The organism is Martinezella multihospitum (assembly GCF_900094585.1).
Lineage (GTDB): Bacteria > Pseudomonadota > Alphaproteobacteria > Rhizobiales > Rhizobiaceae > Rhizobium > Rhizobium multihospitium.
The window spans coordinates 207,533-221,641 of record NZ_FMAG01000004.1 but is presented as its reverse complement, the minus strand read 5'-3'; the positions used below and the strand labels follow the sequence as shown (position 1 = coordinate 221,641).

Annotated in this window: 13 protein-coding genes; 6 read left to right on the top strand and 7 right to left on the bottom strand. The window is 59.4% G+C overall.

Annotation, left to right across the window (positions count from 1 at the left end; all coding sequences use genetic code 11):
• The first annotated feature begins 137 nt into the window (after positions 1-137).
• Together GA0061103_RS17210 and GA0061103_RS17205 are read left to right on the top strand one after the other, a co-directional pair.
• On the top strand, positions 138-464 hold the full coding sequence (locus tag GA0061103_RS17210; RefSeq protein WP_092713180.1) for a hypothetical protein: 327 nt from the start codon (positions 138-140) through the stop codon (positions 462-464).
• Positions 465-636: 172 nt separating this feature from the next.
• Positions 637-1,437, top strand: a complete 801-nt coding sequence (locus tag GA0061103_RS17205; protein WP_092714328.1) for a bestrophin-like domain — start codon at positions 637-639, stop codon at positions 1,435-1,437.
• A 101-nt stretch (positions 1,438-1,538) separates the two neighbouring features.
• Here the strand turns inward: GA0061103_RS17205 and GA0061103_RS17200 are convergent, their stop codons facing one another.
• From GA0061103_RS17200 to GA0061103_RS17180, 5 genes are all read right to left on the bottom strand, one after another.
• Positions 1,539-2,345 carry an IclR family transcriptional regulator gene (locus tag GA0061103_RS17200; protein WP_092713178.1) on the bottom strand — a complete coding sequence of 269 codons (807 nt, stop codon included), beginning with the start codon at positions 2,343-2,345 and terminating at the stop codon, positions 1,539-1,541.
• A 14-nt stretch (positions 2,346-2,359) separates the two neighbouring features.
• A complete protein-coding gene (locus GA0061103_RS17195; protein ID WP_092713176.1) occupies positions 2,360-3,025 on the bottom strand; it encodes an amino acid ABC transporter permease in 666 nt (221 codons plus the stop codon).
• A gap of 3 nt (positions 3,026-3,028) precedes the next feature.
• A complete protein-coding gene (locus tag GA0061103_RS17190; RefSeq protein WP_092713174.1) occupies positions 3,029-3,700 on the bottom strand; it encodes an amino acid ABC transporter permease in 672 nt (223 codons plus the stop codon).
• Positions 3,701-3,711: 11 nt separating this feature from the next.
• Positions 3,712-4,443: an amino acid ABC transporter ATP-binding protein gene (locus tag GA0061103_RS17185; protein WP_092713172.1), complete on the bottom strand. Its 732-nt coding sequence runs from the start codon at positions 4,441-4,443 to the stop codon at positions 3,712-3,714.
• 78 nt (positions 4,444-4,521) lie between these two features.
• Positions 4,522-5,430 carry a substrate-binding periplasmic protein gene (locus GA0061103_RS17180; RefSeq protein WP_092713170.1) on the bottom strand — a complete coding sequence of 303 codons (909 nt, stop codon included), beginning with the start codon at positions 5,428-5,430 and terminating at the stop codon, positions 4,522-4,524.
• Between the two features lie 346 nt (positions 5,431-5,776).
• Between GA0061103_RS17180 and GA0061103_RS17175 the strand changes: the two genes are divergently transcribed.
• The 4 genes from GA0061103_RS17175 (at position 5,777) to GA0061103_RS17160 (ending at position 11,212) form a co-directional block, all read left to right on the top strand.
• The gene (locus tag GA0061103_RS17175; RefSeq protein WP_245304778.1) at positions 5,777-6,967 is read left to right on the top strand and encodes a pyridoxal phosphate-dependent aminotransferase; all 1,191 of its coding nucleotides are present in this window, start codon (positions 5,777-5,779) and stop codon (positions 6,965-6,967) included.
• An 11-nt stretch (positions 6,968-6,978) separates the two neighbouring features.
• Positions 6,979-8,673, top strand: coding sequence for a dihydroxyacetone kinase family protein (locus GA0061103_RS17170; protein ID WP_092713168.1), 1,695 nt, complete (start codon positions 6,979-6,981; stop codon positions 8,671-8,673).
• A 142-nt stretch (positions 8,674-8,815) separates the two neighbouring features.
• The gene (locus GA0061103_RS17165) at positions 8,816-9,712 is read left to right on the top strand and encodes a dihydrodipicolinate synthase family protein (RefSeq protein ID WP_092713166.1); all 897 of its coding nucleotides are present in this window, start codon (positions 8,816-8,818) and stop codon (positions 9,710-9,712) included.
• 165 nt (positions 9,713-9,877) lie between these two features.
• Positions 9,878-11,212 carry an MFS transporter gene (locus GA0061103_RS17160; protein ID WP_208603526.1) on the top strand — a complete coding sequence of 445 codons (1,335 nt, stop codon included), beginning with the start codon at positions 9,878-9,880 and terminating at the stop codon, positions 11,210-11,212.
• 153 nt (positions 11,213-11,365) lie between these two features.
• On the opposite strand, the gene GA0061103_RS17155 is transcribed toward GA0061103_RS17160, so the two are convergent.
• The gene (locus tag GA0061103_RS17155; protein ID WP_092713164.1) at positions 11,366-13,444 is read right to left on the bottom strand and encodes an acyltransferase family protein; all 2,079 of its coding nucleotides are present in this window, start codon (positions 13,442-13,444) and stop codon (positions 11,366-11,368) included.
• Between the two features lie 223 nt (positions 13,445-13,667).
• Entirely contained in the window at positions 13,668-14,105 is a 438-nt protein-coding gene (locus tag GA0061103_RS17150; protein ID WP_092713162.1) for a YqaA family protein, read from the bottom strand.
• Positions 14,106-14,109: the final 4 nt, after the last annotated feature.

The following is a 14,109-nucleotide window of genomic DNA, read 5'->3' as shown; positions in this document are numbered from 1 at the left end:
ACGAACCGTAGGTTGGAGATCGAAGACAGCCATCGCCATTCTTCCAATCCGGCCGTTGGCGATATCAATCGCTTCACGTCCCGTTCAATTCCTGACATATATGCGGAAAGGCGGCTTGCCGTCGCGGATATGGCGTCATGAACGGGTCAACACCGGAAAAAAGCAAGATGCGTGCACCTGCGGGCTCCGTTACGGGGCTTTGCTCTGCGTCCGCGACGATGTTTGCAGTGGGAATGGCCTTTCTGGGTTACTGGGGCGTGTATGACCAGGGGCCCTGGCGCATATCCGATTATTTTGTGGTGGCCTTAGCGATCATCGGATTTGCGGCTCTCGGTTCCGTGCCCTGGATCGTAACGACCCCTGTAGCGGAAGAAGAGGCAGAGAAAGTTGTCGGTGCCAGGCGCGCGTTGGCTTTGGGGGTTGCCTTGATCTGGCTGTCCGTTTGCATCGCGGTATGCACCTGATCCGTTCTGCCCGACTTCCATACGATAGCTGATTTCAAAACTCCACAGCCGCAAGGGATGCCGGCCTACCGGGCTATGCGAACGCCCTGAAATGATCGTGGAGCTTTTATCCTCCCGCCTCCTCGAGATACATGACATAATCAACGGCCATATGCAGCTGGAGCTTTTTTCGATGCAACGCGAAGCGGTCTGGACGCTGGCTTTGTTTGTTCTCCTTGTGTTTAGCGCCGCAGTCGGTTCGATATTGCGTGCGAGATTACCTGCCCCGCATCGCGGCAACGAGACAATAGACTTCCTCCGGGTCGTCACGGCCCTTCTTGTCACCTTTGCCGCACTCGTCATGAGCTTACTTCTGGCATCGGAACTGAATGCATTCACAACGGCTTCTCACGATCGCAACCGCTACGCCGCCGGTCTGGCAGAGATGGACCGCTGCCTGAGGAACTACGGCCCGGCATTGGATAATGAGCGACAACTCCTGCGCAGCTACACAACCGCCGTCATTGCCAGCACATGGCCGGGTGAGCCAGTTCCAGCGGGGGTGACATATCCCGACATATCAAAATTGCCTTTGACTGGCGAAGCGCCCGCTCTTGGAGCAATTCTCAACGACATGGGCCTCGGCATCGCCCGCGAGCAGCCAACCGATGCCTTGCATCAGGTGCTCGTGACCCGTTGCAATCAGCTCTTCAGCAATCTCCTGGCGGCGCGATGGACCGTGATCGAGGATGCGCACGGCTCGCTTTCGGCACCGTTTCTCGGCGTCCTGATCTTCTGGCTGATGCTGGTATTCCTAAGCTTTGGTCTTCAAGCTCCCAGAAACCCGCTCACCGGTTCCATTGTCGCCGTCGCCATCATCTCGGTGGCGAGCGTCATGTTTGTCATCCTGGATCTTGATCTTCCCTATGGCGGTCTCTTCGGCATTTCGAGCGAATCCATGCGGCATGCGCTCACCGACATGCTGGCACAATAGAGATCAATCAAGGCGTGCGCCCGTTGCCGGTCAGGCAGCTGACGCGAAACGTCGCCTTGGGAAAGCCGAGTTCCGGCAGGCATCTCCCAGCCACTCACTCATCAATCGGCTAGAGCTTGGGAAATATCGTTCGCAGTCTGGACAACGACAGGTGCGAGGCCTGCAAGGCGTCCGTCCGGCATTCTTTCGCTCGGCCCGGAAACACTCACTGCAGCAAAGACGCGCCCCGAGGAATCCCGCACCGGCGCTCCAATGCAGCGCACCCCGATTTCGATTTCCTCGTTATCGACCGCGAACCCCTTGGCCCTGATGCGCCCGAGCTCATCGAGCAGTCCGTCGAGCTTCGTGATCGTATTTGCGGTATAGGCATGCAGGCCCTCATGGGCAATCCGCAATATCAGCTCCTCGTCCTGAAATGCCAGGAAAGCTTTACCGACGCTGGTGCAGTAGGTCGGCGCCGCCTGCAACGTCGTCAGGCTGGACGCAATCATCTCCTCGCGCTCGACGCAGACCATCTGGCTTCCATCGAACATGTGGAAATGGATGATTTCGCCCGTCAGCTGCTGCAGCTTGGCGATATGCGGATGCGCCCTCGTCGGCGTGTCGAGGCTTGCCAGGACGCTGCTGCCGTAGTGAAACATCTTCAGGCCGAGCCGATAGCCCTGGCGCTTGCCATCCTGATCGAGCAGGCCGACCTCCCGCAAGGACGCGACGATGCGATGGACCGTCGTCTTCGGCAAACCTGTGGCTTCCGAAAGTTCGGCGATCGTCATGCTCGGCTTGGCGCGGGAAAACGTATCCAGCACACGCGCCATTTTGCGCAGCGATTTGGCGCCGGCATCCCTGCTTTCCGTTCCTGCCGGAACATCGTCAACAACCGCTTCATTGATCACGGAGTGCGTTTTCATATCTCTTTCCAATTTCAATGCCCGGCCATAATCCGCTTCGCTCTTGCTTCGAGTTTACGCGCAATAAATTCCAAAGAGAAGCAGACCACGAAGTAGGTTAGCGCCAATAGTGTAAATACAATAAAGGGTTGGTTGGTTCGAATAACCACCTCCCTCCCCAGCCTCGTGATTTCGCTGATGCCGACCACCGATATCAATGAGGTATCCTTGATGATCAATATGGCCTGACCGACGAGCGAGGGAATGACCGCCATCAGCGTCTGCGGGATGGTGATATCGCGCAGGCGCTGGAACAGGCTGAAGCCGACGGCTATGGCAGCTTCGTTCTGGCCCTTGTCCAGCCCCTTCAAGCCGCCGCGTATGATTTCGGTCATGTACGCACCGTGCGACAGCGAAAGGGCGATGACCGCCGTCAAAACCGGACCGATATCGATGTCATATTGCGGCAGCCCGTAATAGACGAGGAAAACGAACATCAGGAACGGCATGCTGCGAAAAAGATAGACATAGGCGCCGACCAGAAAGCGGATCGGTCTGAAGGATGACGAGGCGAGAAGTCCCCCCACAATACCGAGGCCAAGTGCGGGAAAGAACGCCGCAGCGGTCAGGAAGAGCACGATGGGAAGCCCGGTGAGAATAAGCTGAATGGCATCGCCGGCGACGGCAATAATGGTGCTCATGGCTCAGGCCCGCTTATGTTTGGAAAAGCCGGCGCGGCTTTCATAGACGTCGACAAGAAGATTGAGCACGACGCAGATGACGATGTAGATCACACAGCTTACGAGATAGGCCGGCAGGAACTGGTATGTTTCGTTGCCGACATCGTCGGCAGCCTTGGTAATTTCGAGGACGGCAATCGTGTAGAGGAGCGAAGTGTCCTTTACCAGCTGCACGAACTGCCCCGTTATCGCCGGTAGAATTGTCGGTGCTGCCTGAGGCAGGAGAACGTAACGCAGAAGAATGCGCCATTTCAAACCGAGTGACTGCGCCGCCTCGATCTGGCCCCGCGGAATGGCGTTCAGCCCTCCACGGACCATTTCGGCGATATAGGCGCCCGAATTGAAGGTGAGCGCAATCACGCCCGTCGAAAAGGCCGACAGCGTGACGCCAAGTGTCGGCAGGCCGAAATAGATGAAATAGACCTGCACAAGCAGCGGCGTATTGCGAACCAGCGAGACATAGACGGCAATGATCCTGCTGAAAATGCCACGCGAGGAAAATCGTACGATGCCGGCGACCATGCCGACGCAAAGCGCAAGCAGCAGCCCGACGAGGGCAGCCACGAGCGCATTGCGCATGCCGGTGAGATAGGTATCGCGATACTGCCAGAAGATATCGTAAGCATCCGAGATCATGTGCGGTCAGCCTAGTGACGAAGGATCTGATTGAGAAAGGCGCGCGTGCGCGCTTCTTTCGGCTGCGAGAAGAACTCGCGGGGAGGTGCTTTTTCCACCAATTGCCCGGCATCGAGAAAGGCGACCTCGGTGGCAAGTTCCCGCGCAAACCCCATTTCATGGGTGACGACGATCATCGTCATGCCGGATGCCGCCAGCTCACGCATCACCTGCAGCACCTCCCCGACCGTTTCCGGATCGAGCGCCGAGGTCGGTTCATCGAACAGCAGCAGTTCGGGATCCATCGCCAAGGCGCGGCAGATGGCGACGCGCTGTTGCTGGCCGCCGGACAATTGCGCCGGATAGCGGCCAGCCTTGCTTTCCAGTCCAACGCGCGTCAGAAGCTCCATCGCCCGCGCGGCGGCATCCTTGCGGCTGCGACCAAGCACGCGCCTTTGAGGCAAGGCTATGTTGTCGAGCACGCTGAGATGCTGAAACAGGTTGAACCGCTGGAAGACCATGCCGATCCTGCGATACAGCTGGCGGCGCGGCATCGCGGCGATGTCCTGGCCGCCGAGCAGGATCTGGCCGGCAGACAAGGATCCAGCCAGCCTGTTTACGGCACGGATGAAGGTGCTCTTGCCTGAGCCGGACGGACCACACACAACGAGCACATCCGACCGCTCGAACTGAATGGATATTCCGCGCAGGGCGTGGAAATCCCTGAAATGCAAATTGACGTCGCGCGCTTCGAAGAATGCCATCGCGATCCTCCATGACCTTGCCGAGAGACGATATGCCGAGCGTCGGCAAGTGGCCGACGCTCGTTCCCAAATCCGTCGTTATTGCAATGTCATGCGGCTGGCATTGCCGCTCTCCGGCGCATGGGCGCCGATGCCAAGCAGATCGACAAGCTTCTTGCGCTCGTCCGAAACGCCGTTGTTCTTTTCCAGGAAGTCCTTCTTCCAGGTATCACCATCGACCCAGTATTTCTTGAGCGCGGCCAGTTCACCGCTTTCCCTGATTTTCGCCAGGAAGAAATTGAGGTATTGCCAGGTGTAGGTGTCGCCTGGACGCACGGCAAAGCCCCAGGTGTCGGTCGTGATCAGTTCACGCGGTTGTTTCAAGGCTTCGAAGCCATATTCCGATTTTACCACTCCCAGGACGGCCAGATCATTGAGTGCCGCATCGACCCGGCCCGTCTTCAATGCCTGGTAGGTATCCGTGTCATTCGGGTAGGTCTGCAGCTCCGCCTTCGGGAAGAACTGCTTGGCAGCATCGACGGCATTGGTGCCCGCCTTGACGGCGATGCGCTTGCCGGCCTCATTCAGCTCCTCCCAGGATTTGCCCTGGTCTTCCGGTTTGACGATCGCCACGACGCCGGTGGAATACCAGCTCTCCGTCGTGAAAAGGATCTGCTGCGCACGCTTGAACGTCGTCGACATGCTCGTCGCCAGGATATCGGACTTGCGGCTGAGAAGGCCGGGAATAAGCCCCGCCCACTCGACATTCCGCATTTCGAGATCGACGTCGAGTTTTGAGGCGATAAGCCTGTCGAGATCCACGGAAAAGCCGGCGGCATTGCCGTTTGCGTCCCTGAACTGCCAGGGAGCAGCCGAAAGATCGTTCATGATGACGATCTTCTTGTCCTTCATGATCTCGCCGAGCGTACCCTTGGGATCATCGGCAGCCGATGCCACGCCTCCCATCACCAGCGCCAGTCCCATTGCGAGCATTGCAAGCTTCTTCATCGCTACTCCCCTTTTATTTTGTTCCGTATTGCGGAATAATAGTTATCAACAATCTCATAAGCGCACAAAATAAAATTAACTGCAACGGATATCTTGACTATTCTGATTATATTTACTTAAGTGGATGTATCGCTAATTTATATTCCACAATACGGAATAATAGCCAAATGGCGGCATCGGGAGGACAGTTGGGAAATCGAGCGGACATGATGCGTTAAACTGCCGGCTGCGCTGGGAGGCGCTCGGGCACAATCAAGATGATTTTTCAGCGATCCGCCCGCCAGGTGCCGGATCGATGCCAACTGCGCAGCGGACCGTCCAACGGCCGCGCGAGGAGATGATTTTTATGGACTATCGGGCGACCGAGTGGCCGGTTTCCGGCACGCCAGCGCGCATCAACGGAATCGAACTCAACCAGATCTGCGATATTGCCGATCTGGCGCGCGAAGATCCCGACGTAATCAAACTCTGGATCGGCGAAGGTGATCTGCCGACACCTCAATTCATACGCGAGGCCGCAGTCTCTGCATTGGCTGCAGGACAGACCCGCTATACCTACGCTCTGGGCGTGCCGGCCCTGCGCGAAGCCCTGGACCGCTATCACAAGCGGCATTTCAACGTCGATATCGGCGCTGATCGCTTCAGCATAACGGCGGGCGGTGTCCAGGCCATCATGCAGGCGATCCAGGCTGTCCTGAACCCGGGCGACGAAGTCATCGTGCCGGTGCCGGCCTGGCCGAATTTGATTGAGATCATTGGCATTCTCGGCGGCAAGGTCGTCCCGGTACCCTACCGCACCGTTGCCGGCGGCGGTTTCGCGCTCGATCTCGACGATCTGTTTGGCGCCGTCACGTCTAAGACCCGCGTAATCGCCATCAACTCCCCGTCAAATCCGACGGGCTGGGTGATGCCGAAGGAGCAAATGCTGGCCCTACGCGACTTCGCCAGAGACAAGGGCCTCTGGATCATATCCGACGAGGTCTATTCCCATTTCACCTATAACGGAGCTCTTGCCCCCTCCTTCCTGGAGATTACGGAGCCTACCGATCGGCTGATCGTCACCAATACCTTTTCGAAGAACTGGTGCATGACCGGCTGGCGCATTGGCTGGGTCATCTACCCGAAGGGGATGTCAAAGATCTTCGACAATCTCAGCCAATACAACACGACGAGCGTCGCCACCTTCGTCCAGCACGCCGCTATCGCGGCACTCGATCAGGGTGATGAATTCATCAAATCCCTCGTCGCTCGATCGACGCGCGGGCGCGAAATCATCTGCTCGACACTCGATAAGCTGCCGAACGTGCGCGTCTTTTGGCCCGACGGAACTTTTTATTTCTTCTTCTCCGTCCATGGCATGAATAGCGGCTATGATATGGCGCGCAGGATCCTGAAGGAGGCAGGCGTGGGGGTCGCTCCGGGCTCGGCTTTCGGCCCGGGTGGGGAAGAATTCCTGCGTGTGTGTTTTGCCGTTGATCCTGCGCTCATCGAGGAAGGCGCGAAGCGACTGGAAGCGTTTCTGTGCAAGCAGCAATAGGATGAAGGACAATGAAGAAGCTCATCAATCGACCCGCTGACGTGGTGCGGGAAATGCTGGAGGGCATTGTCGCTCTCGCACCCGGCCTTGCGCTGCTCGACACGGAGAATGTCGTGCTGCGCGCCGACCTGCCCGTGATCGCGGACCGGCCGGTCGCCCTGATCTCGGGCGGCGGTGCCGGCCATGAACCGGCCCATGCCGGATATGTCGGACCTGGCATGTTGACTGCGGCTGTTACCGGCGAGGTCTTCACCTCGCCGAGCGTCGATGCCGTGCTTGCTGCCATTCGCGCCAGTGCCGGCCCCGCAGGTGCACTTCTGATCGTGAAGAACTATACTGGCGACCGCTTGAATTTCGGCCTTGCCGGAGAACTCGCCGCCATCGAGGGCATCCCGACCGAGCTGGTTGTCGTGGCGGATGATGTGGCGCTTTCCGGTCTCGTACCGCGTGACCGCCGCCGCGGCATTGCCGGAACGGTGCTGGTCCACAAGATCGCTGGCGCAGCCGCGGCGAGCGGCAAGAACTTGAAGGAGGTTGCCGCCATCGCCCGGTCGGCCGCATCGCGCCTTGGCACGATGGGCGTTGCCCTCGGCGCCTGCATCGTACCGGCCGCCGGCAAGGCCGGTTTCACGCTAGCCGATGACGAGATCGAACTTGGCCTCGGCATCCATGGCGAAAAGGGCGTCGAGCGCACGAAACATCTGCCCGCGGACGCCATCACCGACAGGATCATCGGGCAGATCGTCACGGACATGCAGCTTGCGTCAGGCTCCAGGGTCGCATTGCTCATCAATGGTCTCGGGGCAACGCCGCCCATGGAGCTGGCAGTCGTCGCCCGTTGTGCGATCGCATCGCTGCGTTCGCGCGGTCTCGGGATCGAACGGGCCTGGAGCGGCAATTTCCTGACGGCGCTCGAAATGCCGGGTTGCTCGATTTCACTCCTGGATCTGGGTGAGGGCGATATCGAACGGCTGGATGCCGAGACGCCTGCAACCGCGTGGCCGCGGGGCGGCGCGATCTCGGAAGCACCCCATATCGTGCGGGTGCCGAACATACCGGAGAACGAAGCCCCGCTCGGCGATGCAGGCCGGTTCGATCCTCACGACCTGCGCCGCATCGGTCTTGCCGTCTGTGATGCGCTGGAATCTGCCGAAGCCTATCTGACAGAGCTCGACAGCAAGGCAGGCGACGGCGATCTCGGTGCAAGCATGCTTCGTGGCGCCGAGGCCATTCGCGCCTTGCCCGAAAGTGCATGGATCAACCCCGCCAACGCTCTCGTCGCAATCGGCAATGCACTGCGACGGGCGATCGCCGGAAGCTCCGGGCCTTTCTATGCAATCGCATTGACGCGGGCCGGGCGCCATCTCGGCCAGAACAATCGTTTCTCGTCAGACGATTTTCGCGCTGCCCTCGCGATCGGTATCGCTGCCATCAGCGAAATCGGCGGAGCAAAGCCGGGTGACCGCACCATGCTCGACGCGCTCGACCCGGCCTTGAGAGCGATCGAGGCAGCCGGCGTCAACGTGTCCGCCGCCGAGGCCTGGAAGCACGCAGCCTCTGCCGCGGCCGAAGGCGCACGCCGCACGGCGGATATGGTGCCGAAACTCGGCCGCGCGAGCTATCTCGGCGAAAGAGCTCTCGGCACCGAGGACGGTGGCGCAGCGGCAGTCGCGATCTGGATGGAGGCGCTGGCGACAAGTCTCTGATTTCGCTGGCGTAACGCCACAACCGACATTCGAACAACCCGGATTTCATGGCGTCTTCCTCAGGGGAAGCGATCCCTGACCTGCGCCCTGATGTCATCGGCCGATCATCGGCCATCTCTCGCTCAAAACAGGAACTTCAAACATGAATCTCGACAAAGTCTCCGGCATCATTCCACCCATCGTCACCCCTTTCACCAAGGAGGGTGATATCGATGAGACAGCCTTCCGCAACATCGTCAAATTCAACCTGAAGAACGGGGTTCATGGCGTCTGCGTCGGCGGCAGTTCCGGTGAAGGCCATACGCTGACATTCGAGGAATTCGTTCGCCTGATGGAAATCACGGTGGAGGAAGTCAACGGACAGATTCCGGTCCTGGCGGGCATCATCGCCAATTCAACGCGCGAAGCCGTGCGTCGTGCCAAAGCCATTTCCCATCTTCCGATCCAGGGCCTGCAGGTAACACCGGTCCATTATGTCTTCAAGCCCGACGAGAACGCCACTTTCGAGCATTTCAAGACGCTGACGGCGGCCACCGACATACCGGTCATCATTTATAACGTCGTGCCCTGGAACTATCTCAGCCCGTCGCTGCTGATCCGCCTCATGACGGAATTGCCCGGCGTACAGGCCGTCAAGCAAAGCGCGGGCGATCTCAAGCTCATGGCCGACCTGATGATTGGCATCCCAAAAGGCTGCAAGGTCTACACGGCGGTCGACGCCTTGCTCTATCCCTCGTTCGCGCTGGGTTGCCACGGCACCATTGCGGCAAATCCCGCCGCTGTCCCCAGTGTCTGCGTCGCTCTTTGGAATGCGGTGCAGCGCGGCGACCATGCCCGCGCCAAGGAGATTCACGAGGCGCTCCTGCGCTTCTGGAATGCGATCTATGCCGACAATCTGCCGGCCAATATCAAGACGGCGATCGCGCTTCAGGGCACCGAGGCGGGCCTGCCGCGGATGCCGATGCCGGCAACGACGCCCGCGCAGCTCGAAAACATCCAGCGCGAGCTCAGAAACGTGCTGCGCTACGAAGACAAGTAAGACCGTCGGCGGCGGGCACCGCATTGGGCGGGGCCTGCCGCCAACCCCGATCCATCGGATCGGGCTCATGTCGTCAGTCGACTCGCCTCACCGCGTGGGGTGGGTTGGCTGAAGGAGGCGATACGAGCAGACGGAAACAACAAACGATCTGAACGGGAGGAAACAGTGAGAACATCGGTCCCAGAAAATATCTCTTCAACCGAAAGCCGCGCAACCAATTCGCGGCCAGCGCTCGCCAAGGACATGCGCAAGGTCGCATTGGCGAGCGCCGTGGGCAATACGATCGAATATTATGATTTCACGCTCTACGCGACCGCAACGGCGCTGGTGTTCAACAAAATATTCTTTCCAAGCGACAATCCCCTGATCGGAACGCTCGCCGCGTTCGCCACCTTCTTCGTCGGATATTGCGCGCGCCCGATCGGCGGCATCGTGTTCGGCCATTTCGGCGATCGCATCGGCCGCAAGACGGCCCTGCTGTTGACGATGATCATCATGGGAGCCGGGACTTTTCTCATCGGGCTCGTACCCTCCTACGATACCATCGGCATATGGGCTCCGATCAGCCTCCTTCTCCTGCGTCTCGCCCAGGGGATCGGGATAGGCGGGGAGTATGGCGGCGGCATGGTGATGACAGTCGAACACGCGTCGCCCGAACAACGGGGCTTCTACAGTTCCCTGGTTCATATCGGCGTCCCGGCCGGCTTCCTGATCCCGATCGCCCTGCTTGGCATTTTGTCGACACAGATGAGCGAGGGAGCCTTCCTGTCCTGGGGCTGGCGGCTGCCGTTCCTTTTCAGCATCGTGCTGGTTGCCCTGGGCCTGTTCATCCGCTTCCAGATCTCGGAAACTCCCGCCTTCAAACGCATCCGGGAACAAGGGGAGACGGCCGCCCTGCCCGTCGTCGAAGCCGTCCGCGACCATCGCCGCAACGTGATCCTTGGAATAGGCGCCAAGATTGCCGAAAGCGGTCTCTTCAACATCTATGCCGTCTTCGCCATCACCTATTGCGTCAATTCGCTGGGCCTGCCGCGCCAAATGATCCTGAATGGCGTGCTGGTCGGCTGCGCGCTCGAATGCCTGACGCTTCCTCTGTTTGGTGCGCTTTCCGACCGGATCGGGCGGCGCGCGGTTTACATTGCCGGCCTGCTTTTTCAGGTCGCGCTCGCCGCCGTCTTCTTTGCCCTGCTGGATAGCGGCAACACGAGCAGCATCTGGCTCGCGATCGCGCTGGGCCTGGCGATCGGACACGGCTCGGTCTTCGGTGCCCAGGGCGCCTTCTTCTCCGAACTGTTTCCTGCCCGCATCCGCTACAGCGGCCTTTCACTGGTCCAGCAGATCGGCCCGATCCTTGGCGGCGGCCTCTCGCCTCTGCTGGCAACGACGCTTATGGCAGAGTATCCGGGAAACACCACTCCCATCGCCGTCTATATGGCACTGATGGCTATCTTCTCGGCTGTCTGCGCATTCGCGTTGCGCGCTGCGAGATCAGACAGTTAGAAAAACGCCATGTCGGCGGTTTCGATGTATCGCCAACTACGGCAGCCAATCCTTTTTCGGGGGAGGCTGCCGATACGGATCGACCAATCGACCCACCTGCCCCGTAGGCGTCAATAAGAGCCGGCCGTGGAAACAAAATACATTCTCGTCCGCTCACTTTCCGAAGGAATCCCGAGCCAGTTCCGCCGATCGACGAGCTTCGGACAGCGCGGGAACGTAGAGCGAGCTCAGGGTCGCCGCGAAGGTCGCTGTGAGATGATCGGCATCCTTATAGAGCGGCAAACCGTTTCGCACGGCATCGCAACGATCGGTGCTGCAGATGGCTGGAAGCGGATCGATGATCGTTGCACCATATTTTGCGGCCACACGGCTCAGGATCACATGCGAGAGCGCCTGCCTCTTCCTGATATATTCCAATGGGGGAGCAACCTCCGTTGACATGCCTTGCATCATCGCCTTGGCAACGGCCTCGGGCATGTAGCGTCCCATTTCGGGGACATCCGAGACCAGCACGACCTTGGTGCCCTGTTTGGTCAGATCGGCAATCAGGCGGTCCATCGTTTGAACGACCGACGCCGATCGATCCTCCAACGGGGGCGGTACGGAAGGATCGAAGTACGGTCCCTCATTGGGCATTTCGGCATCGTGGACATATTTGGGCCAATAGGCCACCAGGAAAACCAGTGGAATATGTCGGGCCTTAATCAGATCGTGCACCGCGCCGTTGAAATCATTGCAGAGTTCGGTATCGCCGCGCGACGTGAGCTGAACATCTGGCAAAGGCGGGCACGACGAATGGCCTGCGAAGAGACCGCTGATCCCAACCTGCTTCGCCGCCGCATCGATGGCCGGCGCCATGGCGCCGGAATGGGAATCGCCCCAAACGAGAAAAGTGGGTTTCGCCGCGTCCTCCGGCCCGAGCGGACAAAGTTTGCCTGCACGAATATCCGCAGCCGAGCGCCCCGCCGCGTCGAATTCGGCAAAGCACGGCGGCAGACTGAAGCGGCTCTGATCGTAAGTGGAAGCATAGACCCGCTGCACATCCGCCGGCAGTCGACCAGGTACGCCGCCGTGATGGGCGACATAGTCTCCCAATCCGGCAGCGGCGATTACGACGGTCAGTGCCGCAGCAAATAACGGCAAGCGCTTTATCAGACTATCGCGTCCACGGAACGGCCGCTCGATGAAGCGCCATGAGATGATGGCCATGGCGAGCGACGCCAGCGCGATCAGGCCGCCCTGCATCGGCGAAAGCTCTCGCCCCGTCACCTCCCGGCTGAAGACGATGAGCGGCCAATGCCAGAGATAAAGCGAGTAGGAGATCAACCCGACGAAGACCATCGGCCGTGACTGCAGAACTCTGCTCGCTGGCCCGAGCTCGTCGCGCGCGTGGATCACCAGTGCCGCGCCAAGACAGGGTAGCAGAGCTGCCGGGCCGGGAAAGAGTGTCCGGTCACTAAACCCGAAGACGGCAATCGCGATCAAAAGCACACCGGCGGCGGCCAATCCGGCTCGCACGTTGGATTGCTTTGGCATCGGTAGGACACCGAGGGCCAGCAGTGCTCCAATGAGCAGCTCCCAAGCACGAAATTGCAGCAGATAAAATGCGTCAGGCTGCGACCGGAACAGCGTCCATGTGCTGGCCGCGAGAGACACGACCAGCAATCCAGCCAAGATCGGCGCCATATACCGTTGCGCAAATCGGTTGAGGACCAGTAGCAGCAAGGGAAACAGAATGTAGAACTGCTCTTCGACAGCCAGCGACCATGTGTGCAGCAGCGGCTTCATCTGCGCGCCGATATCGAAGTATCCGCTCTCCTTGTCGAATTGAATATTCGATGTGAACAGGGCCGCCGCCTTCAAGCTGCGCGCGAAATAAGCAAATTCGGCTGGCATCAGCAGAAACCATGCCGCAACCGAAGACGTGGCCAGGACAGCGAACAATGCCGGAAAAATCCGCCGGATACGGCGCTCATAGAATCGGACGAGACTGAATTCGCCCTTCGCGATTTCCTTGGAGATCAGCGATGCCATCAGGAAGCCGGAAATGACGAAAAATATGTCAACGCCGACGAAGCCGCCGCCAAACCCCGGGATGCTGGCGTGATAGAGAACGACCGGAATGATCGCCAGGGCGCGCAGGCCGTCGATATCGCGGCGATAGGTGAAGCCGCCAGGCTCGTATCCGGAAACCGGCGCCACGGAAGACGAGCGCCTAAGAACAAGATTCAAATTCAACTCTCCAACACTGCCAACACGTGCATACAGCCGTAGCGTGTCGTTTTTAGGAAATAGCCTCATTGACTGACGTAAAGCTGAAAAACCTTGGTTTCGAATGTTTGTTCGAGGCGTCAGTCACGGAGCCACCAGAATGGCGCCGATGACAACAATCAAGCATCAAGGCGCCCGATGCCTTGGGGGCTGCGCTGACCGCGCACCGCGGGATTCCAGCACTTCACGTCAGGCTGGTCGTCACCAGCGCAAGAGCGACGTAACGTCCAACCTTCGCGATCGTCACAAACAGTAGGAAGGTCAACAATGGTTCTCGCAGGACGCCGGCAACAACGGTGATCGGATCGCCGATAACTGGCACCCAGCTTGCCAGCAACGACCATCGCCCATAACGACGATACCATCCCCGTGCGCGATCAAGCGCGTCGTTACCGATCGGGAACCAACGGCGGTCGCGAAACCGTTCGATCCCTCTGCCTAGCATCCAGTTGACGACAGAGCCCAAAATATTGCCGAGGCTGGCGGCAACGACGAGCCAAAGCGCCGAATACCTTTCGGTCAGAAGAAGCCCTGCAAGCGCTGCCTCGGATTGCATCGGAAGGATCGTTGCCGCACCAAAGGCGGCCACGAACAGCCCGAAATAGGCAAACAAATCGGTCATACCC